30 protein-coding genes and 1 tRNA gene are annotated in these 23555 nt (G+C 40.8%); 25 read left to right on the top strand and 6 right to left on the bottom strand.

From position 1 onward, the window contains the following. Window positions 1-42 precede the first annotated feature (42 nt). From JW841_18240 to JW841_18215, 6 genes are read left to right on the top strand one after another with little or no spacing between them, the layout of a single operon-like run. Window positions 43-339 (top strand): type II toxin-antitoxin system prevent-host-death family antitoxin, encoded by a 297-nt coding sequence (locus tag JW841_18240; GenBank protein MBN1962876.1) that lies wholly within the window; start codon window positions 43-45, stop codon window positions 337-339. Then, window positions 336-755, top strand: a complete 420-nt coding sequence (locus JW841_18235) for a type II toxin-antitoxin system VapC family toxin (GenBank protein ID MBN1962875.1) — start codon at window positions 336-338, stop codon at window positions 753-755. Before JW841_18240 ends, JW841_18235 begins: the two co-directional genes overlap by 4 nt. Before the next feature lie 29 nt (window positions 756-784). Continuing rightward, the gene (locus JW841_18230) at window positions 785-1636 is read left to right on the top strand and encodes a hypothetical protein (GenBank protein MBN1962874.1); all 852 of its coding nucleotides are present in this window, start codon (window positions 785-787) and stop codon (window positions 1634-1636) included. A gap of 3 nt (window positions 1637-1639) precedes the next feature. Beyond that, window positions 1640-2581, top strand: coding sequence for an ABC transporter ATP-binding protein (locus JW841_18225; protein MBN1962873.1), 942 nt, complete (start codon window positions 1640-1642; stop codon window positions 2579-2581). Next, a complete protein-coding gene (locus JW841_18220) occupies window positions 2578-3363 on the top strand; it encodes a hypothetical protein (GenBank protein MBN1962872.1) in 786 nt (261 codons plus the stop codon). The genes JW841_18225 and JW841_18220 overlap by 4 nt, the downstream gene beginning before the upstream one ends. Beyond that, window positions 3363-4373, top strand: coding sequence for an undecaprenyl/decaprenyl-phosphate alpha-N-acetylglucosaminyl 1-phosphate transferase (locus JW841_18215; protein ID MBN1962871.1), 1011 nt, complete (start codon window positions 3363-3365; stop codon window positions 4371-4373). The genes JW841_18220 and JW841_18215 overlap by 1 nt, the downstream gene beginning before the upstream one ends. Here JW841_18215 and JW841_18210 read toward each other — a convergent pair. Together JW841_18210 and JW841_18205 are read right to left on the bottom strand one after the other, a co-directional pair. Beyond that, window positions 4370-5689, bottom strand: a complete 1320-nt coding sequence (locus JW841_18210; GenBank protein MBN1962870.1) for an FAD-dependent oxidoreductase — start codon at window positions 5687-5689, stop codon at window positions 4370-4372. The two genes, JW841_18215 and JW841_18210, sit on opposite strands and share 4 nt — an antisense overlap. A 48-nt stretch (window positions 5690-5737) precedes the next feature. After that, window positions 5738-6046 (bottom strand): hypothetical protein, encoded by a 309-nt coding sequence (locus JW841_18205; GenBank protein ID MBN1962869.1) that lies wholly within the window; start codon window positions 6044-6046, stop codon window positions 5738-5740. A 102-nt stretch (window positions 6047-6148) separates the two neighbouring features. On the opposite strand from JW841_18205, the gene JW841_18200 reads away from it, so the two are divergent. The 13 genes from JW841_18200 to dnaB all read left to right on the top strand — a co-directional run bounded on the left by JW841_18200 (window position 6149) and on the right by dnaB (window position 14626). After that, complete coding sequence (locus tag JW841_18200; GenBank protein ID MBN1962868.1) at window positions 6149-6814, top strand: LON peptidase substrate-binding domain-containing protein; 666 nt, start codon at window positions 6149-6151, stop codon at window positions 6812-6814. A 375-nt stretch (window positions 6815-7189) separates the two neighbouring features. Beyond that, window positions 7190-7621, top strand: coding sequence for a ribosome-associated translation inhibitor RaiA (raiA, locus tag JW841_18195; protein ID MBN1962867.1), 432 nt, complete (start codon window positions 7190-7192; stop codon window positions 7619-7621). Between the two features lie 223 nt (window positions 7622-7844). Continuing rightward, window positions 7845-8456: a hypothetical protein gene (locus JW841_18190; GenBank protein ID MBN1962866.1), complete on the top strand. Its 612-nt coding sequence runs from the start codon at window positions 7845-7847 to the stop codon at window positions 8454-8456. Between the two features lie 277 nt (window positions 8457-8733). Continuing rightward, window positions 8734-8810, top strand: a tRNA-Gln gene (locus JW841_18185). A 41-nt stretch (window positions 8811-8851) separates the two neighbouring features. Beyond that, a complete protein-coding gene (locus JW841_18180) occupies window positions 8852-9802 on the top strand; it encodes a ribose-phosphate pyrophosphokinase (protein MBN1962865.1) in 951 nt (316 codons plus the stop codon). 32 nt (window positions 9803-9834) lie between these two features. Continuing rightward, a complete protein-coding gene (locus JW841_18175; GenBank protein ID MBN1962864.1) occupies window positions 9835-10515 on the top strand; it encodes a 50S ribosomal protein L25 in 681 nt (226 codons plus the stop codon). A gap of 28 nt (window positions 10516-10543) precedes the next feature. Beyond that, window positions 10544-11116, top strand: a complete 573-nt coding sequence (locus tag JW841_18170) for an aminoacyl-tRNA hydrolase (protein ID MBN1962863.1) — start codon at window positions 10544-10546, stop codon at window positions 11114-11116. 19 nt (window positions 11117-11135) lie between these two features. Beyond that, entirely contained in the window at window positions 11136-11609 is a 474-nt protein-coding gene (gene rpsF, locus JW841_18165) for a 30S ribosomal protein S6 (GenBank protein MBN1962862.1), read from the top strand. 21 nt (window positions 11610-11630) lie between these two features. Further along, window positions 11631-11912 carry a 30S ribosomal protein S18 gene (locus JW841_18160; protein MBN1962861.1) on the top strand — a complete coding sequence of 94 codons (282 nt, stop codon included), beginning with the start codon at window positions 11631-11633 and terminating at the stop codon, window positions 11910-11912. Between the two features lie 24 nt (window positions 11913-11936). Continuing rightward, on the top strand, window positions 11937-12383 hold the full coding sequence (locus JW841_18155; GenBank protein ID MBN1962860.1) for a 50S ribosomal protein L9: 447 nt from the start codon (window positions 11937-11939) through the stop codon (window positions 12381-12383). A gap of 207 nt (window positions 12384-12590) precedes the next feature. Then, window positions 12591-12881, top strand: coding sequence for a hypothetical protein (locus JW841_18150; GenBank protein MBN1962859.1), 291 nt, complete (start codon window positions 12591-12593; stop codon window positions 12879-12881). Window positions 12882-12883: 2 nt separating this feature from the next. Continuing rightward, window positions 12884-13240: a hypothetical protein gene (locus JW841_18145; protein ID MBN1962858.1), complete on the top strand. Its 357-nt coding sequence runs from the start codon at window positions 12884-12886 to the stop codon at window positions 13238-13240. A 36-nt stretch (window positions 13241-13276) separates the two neighbouring features. Then, window positions 13277-14626 carry a replicative DNA helicase gene (gene dnaB / locus JW841_18140; GenBank protein MBN1962857.1) on the top strand — a complete coding sequence of 450 codons (1350 nt, stop codon included), beginning with the start codon at window positions 13277-13279 and terminating at the stop codon, window positions 14624-14626. A 2-nt stretch (window positions 14627-14628) separates the two neighbouring features. Here the strand turns inward: dnaB and JW841_18135 are convergent, their stop codons facing one another. Then, complete coding sequence (locus tag JW841_18135) at window positions 14629-15360, bottom strand: gamma-glutamyl-gamma-aminobutyrate hydrolase family protein (GenBank protein ID MBN1962856.1); 732 nt, start codon at window positions 15358-15360, stop codon at window positions 14629-14631. 109 nt (window positions 15361-15469) lie between these two features. Here JW841_18135 and JW841_18130 point away from each other — a divergent pair, with 109 nt between their 5' ends. Together JW841_18130 and JW841_18125 are read left to right on the top strand one after the other, a co-directional pair. Then, a complete protein-coding gene (locus JW841_18130; GenBank protein MBN1962855.1) occupies window positions 15470-16672 on the top strand; it encodes a hypothetical protein in 1203 nt (400 codons plus the stop codon). Between the two features lie 106 nt (window positions 16673-16778). Then, window positions 16779-17624 (top strand): hypothetical protein, encoded by an 846-nt coding sequence (locus tag JW841_18125; GenBank protein MBN1962854.1) that lies wholly within the window; start codon window positions 16779-16781, stop codon window positions 17622-17624. Here JW841_18125 and JW841_18120 read toward each other — a convergent pair. Beyond that, complete coding sequence (locus JW841_18120) at window positions 17621-18391, bottom strand: hypothetical protein (protein MBN1962853.1); 771 nt, start codon at window positions 18389-18391, stop codon at window positions 17621-17623. The two genes, JW841_18125 and JW841_18120, sit on opposite strands and share 4 nt — an antisense overlap. On the opposite strand from JW841_18120, the gene JW841_18115 reads away from it, so the two are divergent. The 4 genes from JW841_18115 to JW841_18100 all read left to right on the top strand — a co-directional run bounded on the left by JW841_18115 (window position 18363) and on the right by JW841_18100 (window position 21975). Further along, entirely contained in the window at window positions 18363-19259 is an 897-nt protein-coding gene (locus JW841_18115; GenBank protein MBN1962852.1) for a PEGA domain-containing protein, read from the top strand. The genes JW841_18120 and JW841_18115 overlap by 29 nt on opposite strands. A gap of 410 nt (window positions 19260-19669) precedes the next feature. Further along, window positions 19670-19882, top strand: a complete 213-nt coding sequence (locus JW841_18110) for a hypothetical protein (GenBank protein ID MBN1962851.1) — start codon at window positions 19670-19672, stop codon at window positions 19880-19882. 235 nt (window positions 19883-20117) lie between these two features. After that, window positions 20118-21089, top strand: a complete 972-nt coding sequence (locus JW841_18105) for a lysophospholipid acyltransferase family protein (protein ID MBN1962850.1) — start codon at window positions 20118-20120, stop codon at window positions 21087-21089. 19 nt (window positions 21090-21108) lie between these two features. Beyond that, window positions 21109-21975, top strand: a complete 867-nt coding sequence (locus JW841_18100) for a hypothetical protein (protein MBN1962849.1) — start codon at window positions 21109-21111, stop codon at window positions 21973-21975. On the opposite strand, the gene JW841_18095 is transcribed toward JW841_18100, so the two are convergent. After that, window positions 21934-23028 (bottom strand): cytochrome c-type biogenesis protein CcmH, encoded by a 1095-nt coding sequence (locus JW841_18095; protein MBN1962848.1) that lies wholly within the window; start codon window positions 23026-23028, stop codon window positions 21934-21936. The genes JW841_18100 and JW841_18095 overlap by 42 nt on opposite strands. Continuing rightward, entirely contained in the window at window positions 23025-23555 is a 531-nt protein-coding gene (locus JW841_18090; protein ID MBN1962847.1) for a TlpA family protein disulfide reductase, read from the bottom strand. Before JW841_18090 ends, JW841_18095 begins: the two co-directional genes overlap by 4 nt.

Raw genomic sequence — 23555 nt, 5'->3', positions numbered from 1 at the left:
TATAGCCTTGATATAGCTATATTAATAGGCTATATAATAGCTATGATTTCAATTGGTACCGCCGAGCTTAAAAACAATCTTAGCAAATACTTAAAACGTGTGCGGCGCGGTGAAATCGTATTAGTGCGTGATCGAAATCATGTAATAGCAAAGCTAACACCGGCATCTAATACTGATCGTTTGGGCACTGAAGATGCAAGAATTGTAGAACTAGAAAATGCAGGGGTTTTACGCCCTCCCTTAAAAGTGCTGTCATCCAAATGGCTTAAACAAATATCATCATTGGAGTTAAATCTTGTAGATGCGGTGTTAGCAGAACGTGATGAGAGTGAACAGTGAGGTTTTGGGATACATCAGCATTGGTTCCTTTGTTAATAAAAGAAAAATTTACGATTAAAACAAAATCATGGTTGCATGAAGATGCAGCTATTGTTGTTTGGACTTTAACCCCAATAGAAATTATCTCGGCCTTGCAGCGGCGATATCGCGAAGGTATTGTTGATATGCAACAATTAATGCATGTAACTAAACGAGCCGATGAACTCATAGCTTCATGTCGTATGGTAATTGATGTTGAAAAAGTTAAACCTTTAGCCGTACGGTTATTATGTACGCACAGCTTAAAAGCGGCTGATGCCTTACAGTTAGCAGCTGCTTTAGTATGGGCTGGTGAACCAACTGGTCGAGTTTTTCATACTTTTGATAAACGATTAGCTGATGCAGCTTTCAGTGAGGGATTTGTTACTAACCAATAATATTGGTATGGCGACAAAGGTGAATCATCGTGCGATTGCTAGTGGTTTTTATTATAGGCGTTATTATCACCGGTTTTATTCATAGCAATTTGCATGAGCAAAAATTACCCATGCCCACCTCGCCACACGAAGCACTGCCTTCAATGCGCGCCTTAAATATTTTAAGCATGGGTTATCGTTCAGTCGTTGCCGATTATTATTGGTTACGCGCGTTGTCGCATTTTGGCGACAAAGGCATGCACAAGTGGTCTTATCCAAATCTTGAACCGTTTATTTACCGCATTACTGAACTCGATCCTTACTTTGATAGCGCCTATTTTTTTGCCGGTACGGCCCTAACCGTTAAAGGCATGGATATAAAAGTTGCGGTTACGTTTCTTGAACGTGGGCAAAAATATTGCCCCAATGATTGGCGCTTACCTTTTTTATTAGGATTTAATCGTTATTATTTTTTAGGTGATTATATTGGTGGTGCAAAAGCTTTAGCTGCTGCAGCAAAGTTTGCGGCTGCTCCACCGATTACCGGGCCATTGGCGGCTCGCCTTGCAGCAGAAGGGGGCGCCCCCGAAGTAGGGATCGCGTTAGTTGATTCATTACTTGAAGGCATAACCGATGAGAAATTACGTCAAGAATATCTTGAGCGTCGCCAACTGCTCATTTTTGAATTACAACTGCGCGAACTTAATCGTATTGCTGATTTATTTAGTAAAAGAAATGGTCGCCGACCACAGAGTATTAATGAGCTTATTGCACCAGGGCTTTTAAGAAGTATTCCTAAGGAAGTTTTAGGGGGTAAATTTTTTATCAATTCTCAAGGTAGGGTACAAAGCAGCAACGACGACAAACGCTTGCGTGTTCATAAACAAAAAGAGGATCTTTAAATAGTGAATCCGATTTTGATTGAAGACTTACATTATTGTGTCCAGCCGCATTTTTGGTCACGACGTAAAACCGTTTTACGCGGGGTCAGTTTTAATGTAGCCCCAGGTGAAATATTTGGATTTTTAGGGCCAAACGGTGCCGGTAAAACCACTACCATTAAAGCGTTATTAGGTTTGCTTAAACCTAAAAAGGGGGTGGTGCAGATTTTTGGCGCACCAGTAACGCAAGTAGCAACACGCAAGCGTATTGGTTTTATGCCTGAACGTGCATATTTTCCTGAGTATCTTAGTGCGCATGAATTATTATTGTTACACGGCATACTTGCTGGTTTATCGCCCAAACAATCGTTACAGCGTATTGATAAAGTTTTAGAACTTGTTGGCATGCGCGCTGTAGCGCATGAACGTTTGGGGGGCATGTCAAAGGGAATGCAACAACGTGTTGGTTTAGGCCAATCACTAATAGCTGAGCCTGAGCTAGTGATTCTTGATGAACCAATGAGTGGACTTGACCCCATCGGCAGGCACGATGTGCGGCAGATCATGTTAAATTTAAAAGCTGCAGGTAAAACAGTATTTTTTTCAACCCATATTTTGCCTGATGTCGAATCAATTTGTGATCGGGTGGCTATACTAGTTGAGGGTAGTGTACGAAAGTTAGGTACTATTGATACTTTACTTGAAGAAACTGCTGCGAGTGTTGAAATTATCGCTCAAGGCTGCAATAAAAAAGCTCGTCAAGCCGCCGCCGCTTTAGCGCTAGTGAGCAGCCAGCGTTTTGATGCAGATGTTTTTGTGGCGCAAAACAGCGATGCGGCTAATCAAATCATTGATACATTACGAAAAGCACAAGCGCAAATAGTGGCGGTGCAGACGCAGCGGCGTTCACTTGAAGAGGTCTTTGTAGCAGAATCGCTTAATAAGATTGAGGCAAGTGCGTTATGAGACGATATTTTTCAGCTACCCTAGCCATTGCCATAACAACTTTTTTAGAATCAATACGTAATCGTATTTTGGTTGTTGCTGTTATGTTTGGTGTAGCTTTGGTAGGTTTTTCGGTAACGCTAGCGGCAGTCTCAATGGGTGAACGAGCGCGCCTTATTGTGGATGTTGGTTTAGCTGCTGCAAGTGCCATGGGTAGTTTAATGGCGGTCGCGCTTATGATTATCTCTTTTGGTCGTGAGTTAGAGCGCCATAGCGCTTATCCGGTATTAGCACGACCTCTGCCACGAAGCGCTTTCGTTCTTGGCAAATACATCGGCGTGCTAACGACTATGGTTATGATTGTGCTCTTGCTGTTGTTTGCTACAGCATTAGCCGTGTGGATGTACGGTGATAAATTGCCGCAAGCTTTTGCTGCAAGCATTTGGCTTGCTTGTCTTGAAATGATTGTGGTTACAGCTTTGTCTCTTTTATTTTCATGCTTTGCCTCCCCAGTTTTTGCAGCCACTTATAGCATTACTGTAGTAGTCGCTGGGAACTTCACTAACGATATAGTCTTACTTGCTGACAAGCTTATTGATAGCTCTCCGATATTTAGTTGGTTTTTATATGCTGCCCATGCAGTACTTCCAGATTTACAAGCACTATCGTTACGTTTGCAAGCTGCCAATAATTTAGCGGTGCCAGCGGCCTTTACTTTTTTTGCGACCGTTTATGCTTTTGCATATGCTAGTTGTGCCTTAGTATTAGCCATTATTTTATTTGCTCGCCGAAAGGCTATTTGATGCCTCAAGGTATCTTGCATTTATTCGTAACATTTACTTTTGCCATAGTTTTAAGTCTTTATCTCACTCCTATTGTACGCCAGGGTGCAATGCGTTTTGGTGTGCTTGATCATCCTGATGGTAAGCTCAAGCGTCAGCATGAACCAATACCATATTTAGGTGGTATAGCGATTTATCTCACCTTTCTTATAACCCTAGCCATAATTTATGAGTTTAGCGCTTATCTATTGGGTTTATTGCTTGGCAGCACAATAATGGTAATGCTTGGTCTATTTGATGATATGAAGGTGCTGCCGCCTTGGCTAAAACTAGCCGGGCAATTTTTAGCGGCATTCGTGCTTATTAAAAGCGGTATTGCAGTACAACTTGAAATATTGCCAGAAGGTTTAAGCTACTTAGTTACAGTATTGTGGTTAGTTTTCATAACTAATGCTGTTAATATTATAGATGTTGCCGACGGTCTTGCCTCAGGTGTAGGTGCGATTGCAGCATTGGCCTTAGGATGGATCGCATGGCGAAATGGCAACATTCTAGTTGCCACCACTGCTGTGGCCCTTGCTGGTAGTCTTATTGGTTTTTTAAAATTTAATTTTCCCAAAGCGCGTATTTATCTCGGTGATGCTGGTAGTCTCTTAGTTGGTTTTATGCTGGCGGCACTATCAATGATTGCCGCTTATACACGGCAAAACATTGCTAGTATAATTGTGCCAGGAGTTTTATTATTTATTCCCATTTTAGAAATGGCTTTAGTTAGTTTGGCACGTATCGTGCGCCGAGCTGCACCATGGCATGGTAGTGGCGATCATTTTGCCTTGCGTTTGCAACATCGTGGTTGGTCAGCACGGCAAATTGCTTTAACAACTTACTTGGTGGGCATTGCTGGCGCGGCTATTGGATTTATTATGATTGAAAGTACATTAAATATAGCTTTAGTACTTGGTGCAGGTGTGATTTTTTTAGGTTTATTACTGTTGGTATGGTTATGGTGGTATTGTCCACCGCCTTATTAGCAAAAATTGATCAATATTTCTTTTGCAGTTTGCAGCCCTTCAAATATAGCACCTTCCATTGAATCATAAGTCCAACTACCATAGCGACCTATTGAAAAAATTTTATTATTTTTAAGCCAATCAAAAACGTTGTTGCGAGACTTACCATAATTATGGTCCATAATTACATAAGCGCATTCAATAGTATTTTGCTCACATAATATTGGCGTTTCATCTTTGGCTATCAGGCCAACAGCACGTAAGCTTGCTATTATATTATCTGTAGTCACAGTTATGTTTGAACCGCGAGGATGACTAAGTTCAACACATAGTGTGCGGCAGCCCGGGGCAAGTGAAGGCAATACTGCCGATGGAGAACCCACGCGATAAAATGCTATTTCGGCATCAGGATAATACGTCCAATGCGCATCATTTGCTTGGTTTTTATTTGCCAGAACAACATCCCAATAAGTAACACTTGCTGCCCGTAAGTTTTTTGCGGCATCAATAACTATATTGGGTGGTTCTATTAACATATTTATTAAGGCATCAAGTGGCGCTGTTGAAATTAAACTATTATATTCAAACACTTCACCGTTAGCGGTGATTAGTTGTTGTTTATTCCAATCAACTTTTACTACAGTACTTTCAGTATAAATTGCGCCGGTACATTTATTTTTAAGTTTTTTTACTAATTGTGCGATGCCTCCATTTTTTGGGTATAAAAATTGCGCATTATAACCAAGACGATGCCCAGCGCCGCTTGGTTCTAGTGCGCCATATATTACTTCTTCTGGAGTAGGGGTTGGGATAAATCGTTCACACCAGCGTGCATCAAATTCATTGGGAGGCACTGTCCACAACTTGGTATTGTATGGAGTCATAAAATGTTTGGCGAAACCATAACCAAGCTTGTTATTAATGAAATCTGCAAATGAATTTTGATTATTGGTTGTATCAGCCGGAGGGCATTTTTCACGAGCGGCAAAATAACCTAATAAACAGTCAGCAATAACTGAAGCGGGTCGGCCAAAAGTATTAGCCTGAAAGGGGTAAGGGGTGGTGATGCCATTGCTATAAATAGAAGCGCGACGCTCTATATTTATTAAATTATCCCCTAATATATCTTGTACAAATTGTTTAATTTGCCGATCACGAAAATGCAGCCAATGACCAGTAATATCAAAAGTACAACCATGACGAGTAAAAGAACGTAATAGACCACCTACTTCTTTTTCTTGTTCAACAACACAGCAATTTTTACCCAACACATGTGCTGCTGCTAAACCAGTAATACCTGCACCAATAATAATAACGGGGTATTTGTTATGCGTCATTGCCGCAATTATGGCTGAATTGGTAAGCTATAGCTAATACAAATAAATTTAGACAATCGTAGCTTTATGTACGCGATGGTTATCTGCGTCATCAAGCCGTCGTGACATATCGCTAGTTGCATGGCGAAGAATACGAACATTATCTTCGCAGCTTTCGACTTTGGCAAACAGTGGTTCAAGGCTGGCGCGTACTTCTTCACGAAAACTATCAAGCGAATTTATATGCTCAGATAATTGCGCGATCCATTCCATGGATTTTCGCCGGGCCATGGTCAAACTGTCGATTTTTTGTTCTATGGCGCTCAGGCGAGTTTCTATCCGCGATAGCACCGTTTCTAAGTTGGAGAATTGCTCCATAATAACTAGTTTAGTACATACATTGTCACACATGCAAAAAAAAGGCAGATATTGCACATACCTGCTTGCTCACAACTCTTTACCTTGTTAACGCTTACAAGCGTGGATAAAGAAAAATTTGGCACAAATATATTTTCGCACTTGGCTGTCATGCCTATGGCAACGACAGTGTTGTTTCCTGGTACTGTTTTACCCTTGCATGTAACTGATAGTGATATAGTTTTATTGTTAGAAGATGCAATTGCTAGTGAAGCTATTGTTGGTGTTGTTAGACTTGATCCCACCAGTGGACCAACAGAATCTTTAGCAAAAGTATGTGCTGTTGGTTGTGTTGGCAGAATTATTCATGCCGAAAAATTGGCCAATGATTCATATAATGTGCTGATTCAGGGCGTACAACGTATGAATATTATTAAGGAAATACCTTCAGAGCGCTACCGTCGATTTCATGTTGAACTTATGCCCTTACCAACTGAAAAAGATCTTGAAGAAGCTTCTCTTGAATTAGGACGTCTTGAAAGTTGCATTATGAGTTTGCGTACTTCTTTAGAAGATAAAGATGCTCAGCTAGGTGAAGTTCTACGTTCAACTCCTGACCCTGTACAAATTGCTGATGTACTAGCTGCAGCAGTTATATCTGATAGTGATCTGCAGCAAAAACTACTTGCCGCCCAAAAAGTTCGTAACCGCATTCAAATGTTAATCGATGGCCTGGCAGAAGTAATGGTACGTGTTGGCGAACCCCCCAAAACCGCCCAAATGAACTAGTAGGGGCGTTGCTTGCCGCGCCCGAAAAGTTTACCCTGCCTTCATAAGCGATAGATAAGTCCTATTTTCTTGAAAAATAAAAGGAATTTTTTTTTACGGAAAATCGTTAATTAGATACTTGCGTCTATGTGTACCGGGGTTCATCTTATTTATAGGTAATTCTAATTCACATAGGCTAAACTATAAAAGTTGGGGGAGAGAAGTTTTGGATTGGGAGCTTTGGTTGCAAGCCAGCGCGCCTTTTATGCCTGGACTTCACATCTTGTGGCTAAACCACCTAGCATTTCTTTTATTTTATCTTCCAAATTTTCTTCATTTATTTTGGCCAACGACAGGTTGTCGTTGGTCTTTAAGTACCAGTTCTAGGAGACATGCATGATAGTAATCGTAAAGGCTCGGCATATGAATCTTACTCCATCATTAAAGGAGCATGCAGAACAGAAGCTTGGAAATGCTCTAATGCGTATTATTGATAAACCGTCTATGCGTATTGATATAGAGCTTAACGCGATTGGTCATGTCCGTGATGGCAAGAATAAAGAATGTCGAGTAACTGTAGTAATGCCTAGAGGCAAAACAATTAATTTAGTTGAGGTAGATGAAGATATGTATAAAGCCATTGATCTAGCTCACGATCGTTTGCTCGAACAGGTTAAACGTGAGCGTGATCGTCGCTTAAATACTAGTAATCGTCGCAAACAAGCCAAGAAAGCGAGGGCTGAAACAGCACGGAAAAATATGACTACCGCACGCGAAACTTGGGAGGATGAAGTTCAACAATACGAAACAGCGATGGCGCACTCATAACTATCCTTGTTAAAATGCGCCTCACAATTTATTTGTGAGGCGCGTACTTTCTTGCTTTAAGATTTTTTAAAGAACGTGAAACAAAGATTGCTTACAGCCAATAGTGCGGCTAACTTGATTTAATTATGTTTCTTAAGTACGAGTTTGTAATATTAGTTTTAGTAGGTACCACAACTTTAGCTTTATCACTCGATACTTTGTCGAGTCATTAAGGAGCCATTTCATGAAGCTGCGCGTTCTTGTCGGTGTGCTATCGTTATCCATGTCGGTTTTTGGTTTGTACGCTTGTCAAGAGGGTGAGCAAGCAGCAGAGCAGCCAGCTGCCGAAGGCGCTGCCGCTGATAAACCAGCCGCCGAAGGCGCAACCGCTGACAAAGCAGCTGCCGAAGGCGCTGCTACTGACAAACCAGCTGCTGAAGGCGCTGCTACTGATAAACCAGCCGCCGAAGGCGCAACCGCTGACAAAGCAGTAGCTTTTTCTCCTGCAGAACCCGAGGTTTCCCCTAAAGTGGTTATTGAAAAAGCTATTGCTGCCGCCAAAGGCAAAGACCAAGAAGCACTTAATGCTTTAATTGAAGGTGAAATAGCACCAGCAAAAGCTAAAAAACGTCTGGTTGCAGCATTAGCGAAGGGTACTGCTGGAGAACCAGTGGTCGAGGGTGATGCGGCTATGGTTCCGCTGGCTCAGGGCAAAGGGAAAAAAGCCAAAAAAATTGAAATACCGCTAAGCAAAACAGCTGATGGTTGGAAAATTAATGCTGCGCAATTTTCAGAGAAACCCTCTAAAAAACCTGGTAAAGCTGCTAAAAAAGGTAAACGTAAAGCAAAAAAATAAATAATTAGGGACACCCCCTAGTTTGTTATGATTAATTTTATTATTAAGCCCGAGCCTAGACTCGGGCTTTTTAATGCTCTATTAGGGCGTCGGTTATTGCCATCGAACTTATCAGGGCCAGGCTTTAATTACCGATTACGAATTTGCTAAGTAATTGGACGATCGCGGCTTTTTGTCAGCCAAGCAGCCATATTGCTCGCTGATATTGACACAGTTCACGGTAATTGCTACTTCTGCGCGCTCTTTGCTAGGTGTTGAAGCGATTAGGTGAGCGTATTGGGGCGTAGCCAAGCTTGGTAAGGCATCGGATTTTGATTCCGACATTCCCAGGTTCAAATCCTGGCGCCCCAGCCACTTCGTGGTTTTTTGGGTGGTATTAACAAGGTTTGGCATGCATGCCGAGTGAACATAACATAAAAATCTTTGCCGGGAGCTCTAATCCGCAGCTTGCGCGCAAGATATGCGAGTGCCTTGATGTACCTTTAGGTGCAGCTCGTAATGTTCGCTTTTCTGATGGTGAAATGTTCGTCGAGATTGGCGAAAATGTACGTGGTGCCGAAGTTTTTGTTATTCAATCGACATCATCGCCTGCAAATGATCACATAATTGAATTGCTGATAATGATAGATGCATTAAAACGTGCATCAGCAAATAGTATTTGTGCGGTTATTCCGTATTATGGATATGCACGCCAAGATCGCAAAGCTGCGCCTCGAACCCCAATTACTGCTAAGTTAGTTAGCGATATTATTACAACTGCTGGTGCTACGCGGGTGCTTTCTATTGATCTGCATGCAGGGCAAATCCAAGGTTTTTTTAATATTCCAGTTGATAATCTATTTGCCATGCCAGTGTTACTTGAGCACATGAAAGAGTTTCACTCACCTGAAGAATCAGTAATAGTGTCTCCTGATGCAGGTGGCGTCGAACGTGCCCGAGCTTTTTCTAAGCGTCATGGTGCTATGTTAGCTATTGTTGACAAACGTCGGCCACAACCGAATATTGCCAAAATTATGAATCTTATTGGTGAGGTAGAGGGTCTAGATGCTATTTTAGTCGATGATATGGTCGATACTGCAGGGACAGTGACAGAAGCAGCCAGCGCGCTAAAAGATAAGGGTGCTCGTCGTGTTTTTGCATATACAACACATGCAGTTTTTTCTGGTCCGGCGATGGAACGTATTGAACGTTCGCCAATAGATCAGTTTGTTGTTACAGATACTGTACCCATGCGTGAAGAAGCGATGGCTAGTAGCAAGATTGCGGTGCTATCAACAGCACCTTTAATAGCCAAAGCTATGCGGCGTATTCATCTAGGAGAATCAGTTAGCTCGCTTTTTGTATGAGGCGGCTTAGAAGAAAAGAAGGAGCTTTGTTTATGCCTCAAATGACAGATACTATTGAAGCGCAACCACGTTTAAACTGTGGTAAAGGCGCTACCCATAAAATTCGTAAAGCTGGTCAAATTCCAGCAATTGCATATGGACCAAACTTACCAACACGTTTATTGGCGCTTGATCCACATATATTTGGTTTACAACGTCAGCAATATGGCTCAAGCCATGTTTATGATGTCAAGGTCGAGGGCGATTCGATTCCATTCAAAGCCCTGATACGTGAAATACAAATTGATCCATATACGCAAAACACTTTGCATGTAGATTTATATGCCCTTGATATGAAGAAACCAATTCATGTAGATGTGCATGTTGAACTCATTGGTAAGCCAGCGGGATTGTTGGCAGGTGGCATTTTACAGCAAATAGTACGTCGTCTTGAGGTCGAATGTCTTCCTACTGCCATCCCAGAGAATATTACGGTTGATGTATCTGCCTTAGATATTGGTAACTCGATAAAAGCTAGTGAACTTACTTTACCTGAAGGGGTAAAGGTTCATGGTCGTCTCGACCAAACTATTGCAACAATGGTAGCTGCTGAAGAAGAAAGTACACCACAACCAGCAGCAGAAGCTGCAGTTGTTGAAGGTGCGGTAGCGACAGCAGCGGCTCCGGCTGCGGTTGATAAGGGTGAAGTCAAGGAGGATAAGGCTAAGAAATAACCAACTAAACAATACCATGTGAGGTTATATGTTGTTGGTTGTCGGCCTTGGTAATCCGGGCAAAGAATACGAAAAAACCCGACATAATGTTGGGTTTCGTGTTCTTGACCAAATTGTAAGCGGCATTGGTTGTTGTTCATGGAAGTCGCTTATTGGTGCTCGGGTGGTAAAATTAGCGATTGGGTCTAGCGATGTATTATTTGCTAAACCCATGACGTATATGAATTTGTCGGGCGATGCAGTAGGAAGTTTGCTGCATTATTATAAGTTAGATCTAAAAGATCTGATTGTAGTACATGACGAGCTCGACTTTGCGCCAGGTGTGGTGCGCATAAAGATTGGTGGTGGTCATGGTGGGCATAATGGCCTGCGCTCGATCATTACCCATGTTGGAAAAGAGTTTGTGCGAGTGCGGCTTGGTATTGGCAAGCCGAGCATAAACATGGCTGGTGCTGATTATGTGTTATCAAGTTTTGACAAAAGGGAGCAAAGCCATATAGACGATGCGATTGCTTTAGCGGCTAAAGCGGTCGTGAGTATTATCGAGGATGGTACGCAAGTGGCGATGAATTATTTCAACCGCCATGATAACAATGCGTGACTTATGGAGTGACTAGACAATGTTGATGACCGAGTATGAAACGACGATGGTGATGCGTCCTGATCTTAGTGGTGAAGCTATTGAAAGCACTATCGACCGTGTTCGTGAGGTAGTTAAGAGTCAAGGTGGAAAGCTTATCGCAATCAATCATTGGGGTAAGAAAAAACTTGCTTATGAAATTAAAAAGCAAGTGCGTGGTATTTTTATACATACCCAGTATTTAGGCCAAAAAGGTCTAGTTGCTGAATTAGAGCGTAATTTACGCATTTCTGACAGCATTTTACGTTACGAGACAATTCGTACGGCAATAGAGATTGATGCTACGACTCGTGATGAAAAAACTTATGTTAAACCAAAATACGAGTCTGATGATATAGCAGAACGCGAAGAGAAATTAGAGGCTGTTGAAGAAATAAATAGCAGCGAAGAATACGAGGAGGATCTCGATGATGAGAACGAAATAGATGATGAGGACGACTTAACTTCTGACTAAATACTCGTTGAGGAGCAGCTAATGAGTGAAGACATAAAGAATGGCGAGCGCGGCGAACTTGATGAACGTGGGGGGCGTGGCGGCAATTTTCGTAGACGTCGTGCATGCAGGTTTTGTAGCGAGAAAGAAATCGCTATTGATTACCGTGATGCCGCCTCACTAAAATATTTCATTAGTGAGCGAGGCAAAATTGTGCCAAGACGTATTTCGGGCAATTGTGCAAAACATCAACGCAAAGTTACCGAAGCAGTTAAACGTGCACGTCAATTAGCACTATTACCATATATGGTAAGCGGGGCCTGATAGAAGTTAGCTAAGGAGAATACCATGGAAGTCATTCTCATCGAGGATGTACCAAACCTCGGCGAGATCGGTGATCTTGTCAATGTTAAGCCAGGATTTGGACGTAATTTTCTTATTCCACATAAGGTTGCCATTCCTGCTTCAAGCAAAAATAAAGCACGACTCGAACATGAAAAACGCCTTGTATCATTTCGTCTGCAAAAGGCTAAAGCTCTATCAGCAGAGGCTGCCAAGCAAGTTAGCTCTTTGACACTTGTATTTGCGCGTAAGGTTGGTGAGCAAGATAAGTTGTTTGGTTCGGTTACGAGCCATGATATTGCACAAGCCTTAAGTGAAAAGGGCATTAATATCGATCGTAAAAAAGTAGTATTGCCAGAACCTTTAAAACAACTTGGCGATTTTAAAGTTGGTATTAAGTTACGCGCAGCAGTTACCGCTGAAGTAAAAGTCCAGATCGTTGCAGAAACTTGACTCTAAACAAGTTAGTAATCACATCTTTTGCATTTTCAAATTTTACTCAATACTTAAATGACTTTTCATAGCATCTGACTTCACGATTGCTAATAAACAAGTTAGAAATATCTATATTTAGCTCAATACTTTTTTTGGGGGGTATGAAGGCATAAATTATTATGACATGAATGGATTATATATTCCTTAAACTAAAGAATAAAAGAGATGCGATACATACAACGAAAGAATATATTTATTGTAGTTATTTTATCTTTTGTTGTACCTATTTTTAGTCAGAGTGTTTCAGCTAACGGCTATGGAGAAGCAAAAGAACTAATAAACGAAGCTGAAGCAGCATTAGAGCAAAGAAATGAGAAAGTCTTTTTGGCAAAACTATTAGAAACTATAAAAATACAAACTACACTTGATGACAAACCATATGAATATGGATATGCTAGCTACGTTCATTTACTTCTAGCAAAATATTATTACGCTAAGGCCAAAAAAGGAGATTAGTTATGCCGTGTATTCGTCTTGAGACTACTGAGACATTAACTAAAGAACAACAAGAATCTCTTTGCGCCCAGTTATCAAAGCTATGCGCTGAAACCATTGGTAAATCAGAAAATTATCAAATGGCAATTGTACGTGATGGCGTGACTATTTTTAGGGCCGGAAAACCCGGCCCTGCTGCTTTTATAGAAGTACGAAGTATTGGCGGATTAACTGCTGAAGTTAATCATGAATTATCTGAAAAACTCTGCAGTTTATTGCAAAAAACATTAAATATAAATGGAGAGCGAGTATCAATAATTATGATGAATATTGAAGGTAAAAATTGGGGGCATAATAGTACTACTTATGCGGGTTGTTAAAAAATAAATGACGGTATAATTGGGTGAGTAGAATTTATGACCGCAGAGGAAAACAAGCTTGAACGGGTAGGACGTCTACCACCACAAGATCTCGACGCCGAACGTAGTGTACTTGGTGCAATGATGCTCGATGGCGGCGCGGCTAGTGAAGTTATATCGTTAGTGACGGCTGATGATTTTTATCGAGTCAATCATGCGCGAATTTTCGAAGCAATGCAGGCATTATTTGAACGTAATGAACCTATTGATGAAGTAACCACTATTGCGCAACTTCGCCATATGGCGCAACTCGATGTTGCTGGCGGTGCAAGCTATGTTGCAGCATTAACCGAAAGTGTCCCAACCGCAGCTAATGCTATTCATTATGCAAATATCGTACGTGATAATTCATTATCGCGGCGTTTAATTACGGCAGCGACTGCGATAGCTGGCCAAGGTTATGAAGGCGGTGAAATAGAGCTTTTACTGGATCAAGCTGAAGCCAAAATATTCGAAATTACCAGAGCGCGTGAGCACCGTGGGTTTACCCCGTTAAAAGAAGCGGTAAAGACAGCTTTTAAACACATTGAAACGCTTTATGAACGCAAAGAGGCGGTTACTGGTATTCCCACAGGCTTTGTTGATCTTGACCGAGTTACTTCTGGTTTTCAGCCATCTGATTTGATAATCATAGCTGGACGACCTTCAATGGGTAAAACGGCATTTGCATTAAATGTAGGTTTAAATGCTGCAGTGCGTGCCCAAACACCGGTTGCAATATTTTCATTAGAAATGTCAAAAGAGCAACTGGTTATGCGTATGCTTTGTGCAGAGGCCAGAATAGATAGTCAACGGCTACGTGGAGGTTTCTTAAAAGATAGTGATTGGCCAAAACTTGCTAAAGCTGCAGGTATACTTGCAGAAGCTCCAGTATACCTTGATGACACCGGTGCGATTGGTATTTTAGAAATGCGCGCCAAGGCCCGGCGCCTGCAGGCTGAAAAAGGTTTAGGATTAATTATTGTAGATTATTTGCAGCTTATGCGTGGCCGTGCTGGAAATGAAGGACGAGAGCGGGAGATTTCAGAAATATCACGTGGTTTAAAAGCATTGGCCAAAGAGCTTGCGGTACCAGTTGTTGCACTTTCGCAGCTAAATCGATCGCTTGAACAAAGGCAAGATAAACACCCAATGCTTTCAGATTTAAGAGAATCAGGCGCCATTGAACAAGACGCAGACGTTATTTGTTTTGTATATCGTGATGAGTATTACAACACTGAAAGCGCCGATAAAGGTATTGCCGAGATCATTGTTGGTAAACAGCGTAATGGCCCAACTGATATAGTAAAACTGCGCTTCTTTAAAGAATATACGCGTTTTGATAATGCGGCACCTGCAAATGTATAAATTTAGCCACGTTCACGAGCTGCGCTAATTAACCCTTGGTAGATAGCAAGCTGCTTTTGGTTTTTTAATAAAGCTTCGGGATGCCACTGTACCCCTAACAAAAAGTGGGAATCATTAGTTTCGATTGCTTCTATTACCCCATCAGGAGCAACGGCACTGACGTGAAGATCGCTGCCGAGATTACGTACCATTTGATGGTGAGTACTATTGACCTCGAGTTCTAAAGTTTGCACTACTTTTGCTAAGCGACTTTTTTCGCTAATATTTATATTGTGATAAGTGTAGGTTTTAGGGCGAGGTTGTTCATGTTCTTGAGTGTCAGGTCTTTCTGAGTCGTCTTGGTAAAGTGTTCCCCCCAGTGCAACATTAATAATTTGCATCCCGCCGCAAATACCGAGCAGTGGCAACAGAATTTTACGTGCTTGTAGGATCAAGGCTCGCTCAAAAGCACTGCGAACTTCGCGAATACCATCAACTCGTCTAATGGCTTCGCCATAGAAAGAAGGAGGTACATCGAAAAATCCTCCAGAAATTATAAGACCATCAAGTTGCTCAACTACTTTTTCTGCGTGATCGATAGGTAAATGCGGTAATAACCAAGGTTCACCGCCGGAAGCCAAAACCGCATTAACATAATCTTCAGATAAAGTGTATTGGGGTGATGGTAAACCATGTTTATTCAAAGCAGTATCAAAATCGCAGGTAATGCCTATACGTGGAATATTTGAGAGCATATGCTTGTTACTCCAAATTAATTAGGGCTCGTCTCTAATTCGGCTTGACGAATTGCGTACAATATCACAAAATAGTTCTTCGCTTTTGCAATTAATTTAGGGGGTTGAAATGTTTAGTCGTTTTTTTATTTTCAGCGCGCGTTGGTCGCTCGCAATAAAGATTTTTGTGGTTTTATTTTTAGGTGTTAGTACCGGATGTTTTCAACCAGATCACACTGTTTATTATAAAATTGAAGTAACTGTTACAGGGCTTAATGGTTCTGGTTTAGTCCTACAAGAAAATGGTACTGCCAACCTGGCGATATTAAAAGATGGCACGCATCCGTTAGTTAAAGCGCCCGATGGTTACTCTTATAACGTAACGGTAAAAACGCAGCCAAAAATGCCTGCGCAGACGTGCACCGTCTCTAATGGGCAAGGGGTAATTTTTGGTAATGATGTCTCTGATATTGTGATCACCTGTTCTGATATTACTTATCAAGTGAGCGCTACTGTTACCGGCTTAGTTGGTAGTGGTTTAGTATTAGGTGAAATACAGAGCACTTATAAAACAGTTAATATCGATACTAATGGTACGGTTATGGTGTCAGGGCCAATTGCCTCTGGCGCTTCTTATCTTATTGATATTTTAGCTCAACCCACAGATCCTTGGCAGACTTGCACCATAGATAATGGCAGTGGTGCATTGCTAGCTGATACTACTGTTAATGTCGCCTGCACTACCAATCAATATGCGGTTAAAGCTAATATTAGTGGCTTAAAGGGCTCTGGTTTAGTTCTGGCAATAAGCGGCCAACCTGATCGGAGCGTTAAGCAAGAGGCAATGGTTTCAACGCTTGTACCCCTTAGTGACAGCGGTATTGCATATGAAGTCACTGTAAAGTCACAGCCGATTAACCCCTGTCAAACCTGCACGGTAACTAATGGGACTGGTAAAATTGCTGGGGTTGATGCAACTGTTTATGTAGACTGCATTACTAACCAGTACAAAGTTGGTGGGACCATATCTGGATATGATGCCACAAGTTCTGGTTTAGTTCTTTCTCTAAATGATGCGACTGCTGTGTTTGTGGTAGACTCAGGTAAAACAAGTTTTCAGTTTAAGAGTCTTGTGACTAGTGGTGAAGATTATTCGGTAAATACAAGCGGTCAACCTAATGGGCTAATTTGCTCTGTATCTAATGGTACAGGCACTATTGCCAGCGAAGACATCTCAGATATATCGGTTAACTGCTCAAAAACAGCATACAGCTTAAGTGTACGGGTTACTGGTCTTACAGGTAGTGGACTCGTATTATCAGATACACAATGAACGCCACATAAAATTGTGGCGGTACCAACAAGTAACAACAGTGATCCCGTCGAGATACTTATTGATGAGGCCTCCCTCTCCTTCGGTGCATGGTACGAGATCACGGTTGCAGAGCAACCGACCAAATAGCCCAGAACAGATCTGTGCCGTTACTAATGGTACAGGCACTATCGCAGATGGAGATATTATGAACATTTTTGTAAGCTGTGCAATGATAGGACTTGCTGTAGCGGGTGGCAATCATCATAGCATGACCATTAATGCTGATAAGACTTTATGGGCATGGGGAGAAAACCTTTATGGTCAGCTCGGTGACGGAACAACAAATAATTCCCCTACTCCCATACAGATTGGAGGCACACAAGTATGGAATATTGTATCTGCTGGCTATGCTCACACGGCAGCAATTAAAGAAGATAAAACCCTATGGGCGTGGGGAAACAATAATGAGGGTGAGCTTGGTATTGGCTCAAATGATGTTTTTCGCCATGCTCCGACACGAATCGGCAACAATTTATGGAACACCGTGACCGCTGGTCACACTCATACAGCGGCGATTGATACTAACGGGACTTTGTGGTCGTGGGGTGATAACTCAATGGGCCAGCTCGGTGATGGTACAACAAATAGACATAATGCTCCGGTGAAGATTGGCACGGACACTTGGGATACCATAGTTGCTAGCTATTTTTACACCGTTGGAATCAATTCTAAAGGTATTCTTTGGGCTTGGGGTTGGAACGAAGCAGGTCAATTTGGTAACGGAACGACTAACGACAGCCATACTCCAATACAGATAGGCGTTGATACCTGGACCTCTATATCAGCTGGAGGTAACCATACAGCAGCAATAAAAACTGATGGTACTCTTTGGGCTTGGGGGGATAACTCCTATGGTGAGTTAGGTGATGGAACCACGATCAGTCGAAAGTCACCAGTACAGATTCATTAAAACCTTACTACAAACGGCTTGGGCTCGCGTGACCAATACCATAGTACCCCTGCAGCACTGCCAAAAAGCAAAGTTGCTCCAGCGCTATAGAGCATGGCTTGATTTGCAGCATCAGCATCTTTAATAGCCTTATCATAAGTATCGTTACTACCCATAGCAATTGAGCCTTGTGATGTGTGTGCAGCATCAGCTCGTTTATTTGCATTATGGGCTTTGACTCCTTCATAGACCATTAATCCACCGAAACCCAATGCGATCACACCAGTGATAAAAGATGCTGGCCGCATCCAGCGTGGCGGCGGTGGTGGTGGGGTTGGCACTACAGCCAATGTATTTAATTGACTTCTGGCTTGCGATAACTCAAATAGTTTATTTGGTGAGCCTGAAAGCACCTCCCACAACTCAGCAAGGGCACTAGGTGATGGTTGACCATCAACTAATTTAATTGCAGCACCGTTATGCTTAGTGCCGACTGATACTTCTGCAGCTTCAGTTACAATGTAAGCATCATGGTCAGGAGCTTTTTCAATACGCACACCAACTATAGTTTCAGCTCCAATCAGTGAAGCAAAGTGTTTTAATTTTTCGCTACGTTCATTAAAGCTATTGCTTTCAATACAGGGATTTAGACGACAAAATGAATCGGCAACCTTACTAGCAGTGATTGGTCCCGAGCCTAAAATTGAACCTGCATCAAAACACAATCCTAATGTATCTAAAGAGCTTGATGATATTATTATGGCAACGCTTGAACGTGATATTTTCAAGCGTACTGCTTCAGCTTATGAACTTGCTAAACAACTGCAAGCTGTTTTGTTAAACATCGCAAAAGAACCTAATGACTATGATTTACGCTCACTCATGCAAAAGTTATGGCCAGAAGGTTCAGCAGCCATAGGTGTTAATAAAAGAGTTACTTTAGAATTACCCAATATAAAGAATTCATCACTAGTAGCAAATGAGAATACTCCGTCAACAGAGATTGCTAAACCAAAAACAAACAACGACAAAATTTCTAAGACTTATCTTAAACAGCAATCTGCAATTTTGCCCATCAGGCGTAAAGTCTTAGTTGTCATTAGTATGACAATAGCTGTTTTAGCGGCTATAAGTATATTTTTAGCTTGGAATTATTTCCCTCAAAATTCGCAAGAAGTGCATAAATTATATTTTGGTATAGCAACAGATAATCAGCCAATAAAAATTCAATCAGTTGAAACTAGTGCTGGGGCACCGGTAAATTATATGCCGCCAGTACAAACCTCTGTGATCCCTGCATCTGCTATTAAACCAGCAACTTCTCTAGGAGCTAATCGCAAAGTTATTACGAACAAAGAATCTGTCATTAACAATAAGAAAGTTCCTAAGAAAAATAAGTTAAAAGATAATCAGAATAAAGAAACTCCACTTAATAAAAATTCAGCCGTTCTCGAGATTATTTCAACAAGCACATGGGCGAACATTACAATTAATGGTAAAACTTATGGTACAACACCATTAATTATTGAATTGCCAGCGGGTAAATATAAATTACAAGCACAGCGTGATGGTTGGCAGGCTGTTGCATATACTATAACGTTAACTGCTGGCGAAACCCGTAGATGGTCACCGCAAATGCATATGAACGCGCCATAATTACAATTATTATTAATAGGGGCATAGTATGCAAAATAAAACATTTATTCTTATGTGCAATATTTTTTTTATTACTATAGAGCCACTTGCAAAAGTCAATGCAATTAATAATTGAGCTATTTGCGCTGTTAACTTTTTAGCGTACACAAGCGTAAGTGATCGAAATCATTCAGGTTGGGCTTTGCATGATGGGTGAAAACCGCCATATGTGTAGGGTAATTTTATGGCCAAAAAGGATAGAATTTTGGGGTATTTTTTTTCCGATCGCTCCATTACTTCATTATTATCGTATTGTTACCGCATCGCAAATAGCTCTAATTATAGCAAATATAACGTCTCGAAAGCGGGAATCCATAATGTTATGCAATATCAGCTAGTTATGGAATCCCACTTTCGTAGGAGTGACGATAATGAGCTTTTGTAAGACTTTTGTAAATGACTCTATAGTAATCATATTGCCAGTGAGAGTCAGCTATGCTGCAGAAAAAACGGTAATTGCACAACCAAACAATATTATTGTCGTAGATACAGGTAATTCCAACGAACTAATACTAATTGATTATATACGGGTAGTTCATAACGCACTTGCTAATAAGTTGGGAAAAGCTGTACATCTTCTATAACGTGCAACCGAGATGGGAAATGTGAAAACTTATATGGGATACACTTTTTATTCATTTATGTGAAAATGTTGTTATGTCATCTTATTGCCCAGGCGGTCATTGTTCTCGCTAATTCATTACTGATTTAGATTATTGCTTCAATTTTATAGTACAGATCTGTACAACCTCAGCGTAATTATCATAGTTGTATAATTACGATCTTTATGCGATCGCAAAGCCAAATTAGTTCTATAAAGTGGAGGTTTTAGCCATTGTTCTTTTTTTAAGCCGCATATTTTCTGCGCTGCCCCTCAATTGGTCTTTGAGGATTGGGCGATTTTTTAGTTGGCTATGGTATTGGGGCATTCCCATTCGTCTTAAAGTGGCGCGGCAGAATATTTCTCGTGTTTTTAAGGGTTCGCTTGATGCCAAAGCGCAAAAGCGTATTTTGCGAGCAACAACTCGTCATTGGGCAATGTATGGGGTTGAGAGTTTGCGACTTCCGTATTTGAGTGACAAACAGATTGAACAATTAATTAAACGAGAAGGTTTTGAACATCTTGAAGCTGGTTTAGCGCGTGGCAAAGGTATTGTCTGTGTTACTGCTCATATTGGTAGTTTTGATTTATTAGCTTGTAGCGGCCCTTTAATGGGTTTGCCGTTGGCGGTAGTATTTAAAGATATTGCTTGGAAACCGGCGCGAGATTTTTGGTATGCGGTTCGTGATCGTACCGGAGTTCGTCAAATTGCACCACGTAATTCAAAAAATGAAATTCGTGCTAGTTTAGCGCGTAATGAAATAGTTGCGTTTGCTGTTGACCAACACATGGCGCGACATCGTGCTATTGTGTGTGATTTCTTTAATCATTTAGCAGCAACTTCACCAGCTCCAGTGCGATTTGCCATGGAGACTGGTGCTACTATTATTACTTGCCATATTGAAAGACTTGATCAAAATGGACATCATTTATTTCATGTAGATCCACCATTCATACTTGAAACACCATATAAGGAGAATGCTGACAATATTCGTTATAACACTGAACGCTTAAATCGTGTAATTGAAGGTTGGATACGAAAAGTGCCAGAGCAATGGCTATGGTTGCATCGACGTTGGAAGGTTGATGATAATCCGGATGGTTGGGAAATACCTCATGATCTTTGGACTAAAGTAGGTCGCAAAGGGGATCCACCATTATTGTTAAATTCAACCTCACAAATACCATAGCGATCATACGGTAAAAAAAATGAACGAGATTGACAACCAGCCTAATCGCAAAGTTGCAGGTCAATTACCTCCTGCTAAACGCCAGTTATTAAATAGGCTTATTATTGGAACAGCTTTGATAAGTGTTGGTGCTTTAATTGGAGTGTTTTTAGCGCCTGAAAGTCCAGATGAAGCCAAAGCTCGTATAGCCGCTTTAGAAAATGAATTAGTAAACGCAAAACGTAAAATTGGTGAATTGCAATGGGCAATTAAGCATCCAGCGGTGCAAGAAAATAATGATATTGGTAAGCTTGATCCAGATATTCGCAAACGTCATACCCAAGCAGCTAAGCGATATGCAGCGGTACTAAGACAAGTGCGTGCTCAAGGAGCAGCAGATTTGATTGAATGGTTTGTAGCACGCTGGAATGCAATGCTTGATTCGCCTAACTTAAATGACCGGACTGGCCGTAGAGCTGAACTACTTAGTTTACTTGTAGGTGGTATGGCAGCCAATCTCGATGCTCGTGATTATGTTAATTGGCAACTAGAGTTTTTTAACGGTAATTGGTTAGGTGATTTACATTATGATTTAGATGGAGATGGTTATCCCGGTAAGCGCTCAATGCCAAACCCGCGAGACGGTTTTGCCAATGTATCAGTATGTCATATTGCAATGGCTTTAAATCAAACGGCACGTAATGCACGAGTATTAATGATGCCGGAGATGAAATGCGATCAACAAGAAGCGCGAATGTCAATCTTTTTACAAGGTAAGACAGTCAACGACGCTTTAACCGAGTTAGTTAAGGCATTAAAGACTAAAGGTTTTTTAGTTGTAGAGAGAATTGATAAGGGCATGCGTTTAATTCTTGTGGGGCCGCGAAAAGCGACTAGTAGATTTTAGTTGTTGCAGCATATTTATAATAAAGGTTTTATCATTTCCATCAGGGGCAGTTTCTATATATTTGTTAAAGCTATCATACATAAGGTCAATATGACCTGACCACATACTAATAGTACCATGCAGTAACCAACCATTAGCAAAGTTGGGATTAGTTTGTAACAATTCATAAAGCTTATTGAGTGCGGTCTGAGGATCAGTAAGCGCGATTAGCGCGGCAGCATGAATGCGAGCTTCAAAATTGCTGCTATTTATTTTTAAAGCTCGTTCAGTAACAAGTTGTGCTTCTTCATACATTCTATCAATGATCAACAAATGTCCCATTCTTACTAATAAATCAACATTATTTGGTTCTTTTGATATTTTATCAATTAAATTTTGCCATTCATTCGCATCAATAGGTGCGGCAGTAATAAAAAGCGGAGGTAGTGAGGAGGAAGAATTTTGTTGCTTAACCGATTGATCTGATGAAGATGATTTTGAAGAAAATAAAGATGTATATAAAGAAAATAATACAAAACCTAGTAGCAAAAGAAAATAAATAGCAAATGGTAATAATTTGACGAAATGTTTGTGCTTTGGTAATGATGAAATAGTTATATTGTTAGCCGATGCGTTGTTATTATAAGTATTTTGCTCTTTTGCGGCGGTGTTATGAGTTATTGATTGATTTATGCGATCAACTTTTTTTTGAGTTGAAATATAAAAATAGATTGCCGATATTGAAAATATAAAAATTATAAGTGGTAATAGCCATAGCAGCCAATTAATGCCTTTGGTGGTTGGGTTAAGCAATACCCATTCACCATATCGTTCAACAAAGTATTGTAATATTTCTTCACGGGATTTTCCTTGAGCGTGTAGTTCACGTACTTTATGCATCATTGAATGGGCCATTGGTGCCGGTGATTCACCAATTGGCACTCCTTGGCATACCGGACAGCGTAGCTCACGGCCAATTTGCTCAATTACAGGATTAACTGGATGAATATTATTTGCATTTGTAGAGTTGAGATTTGCAGTTAAGCAAAGGGTAATAATAAAATATATATTCATGGCGTCGAATTACTCATTAGTAATATGTCAAGATCATGGCGTAATTGATCAGGGTTAATAATGCCAACGATTTTTTGGCGAATAATACCTTTACTATCGATGATAAAACTTTCTGGTATGCCAGCTACCCCATAATCAATTGCAACAAGACCGGCGTGGTCTAGTAATTGTGGAAAATATTGAGAATATTCATGTAATATTGCTTGCGCATTTTCAGTAGTGTCTTGATATAGAATACCTATGAAAGTTATCCGTTCTTTATAGTCTTGTGATAATTTTGCAAGTGTTGCCAATTCGTCAATACAAGGTTGACACCAACTTGCCCAAAAATTGATAACGATAGGTTTGCCTTGGTTTTGAAGTAAATTCCAATTTGTACCTTGGTGTTCAATAAGTGAAAATGATGGTGCGGGTCTATTGACTAAAACAGAAGGTACTGCATGAGGGTCATAAAAAAAACCCATAAATAAAATTACTAATAAAAATACGACTGCAATGCTCGTAATACTAAACAGTCGCCAATTCAT

Source organism: Deltaproteobacteria bacterium (genome assembly GCA_016931625.1).
Classification (GTDB): Bacteria; Myxococcota; XYA12-FULL-58-9; order XYA12-FULL-58-9; family JAFGEK01; genus JAFGEK01.
This window is presented reverse-complemented; position numbering and strand designations above follow the sequence as displayed.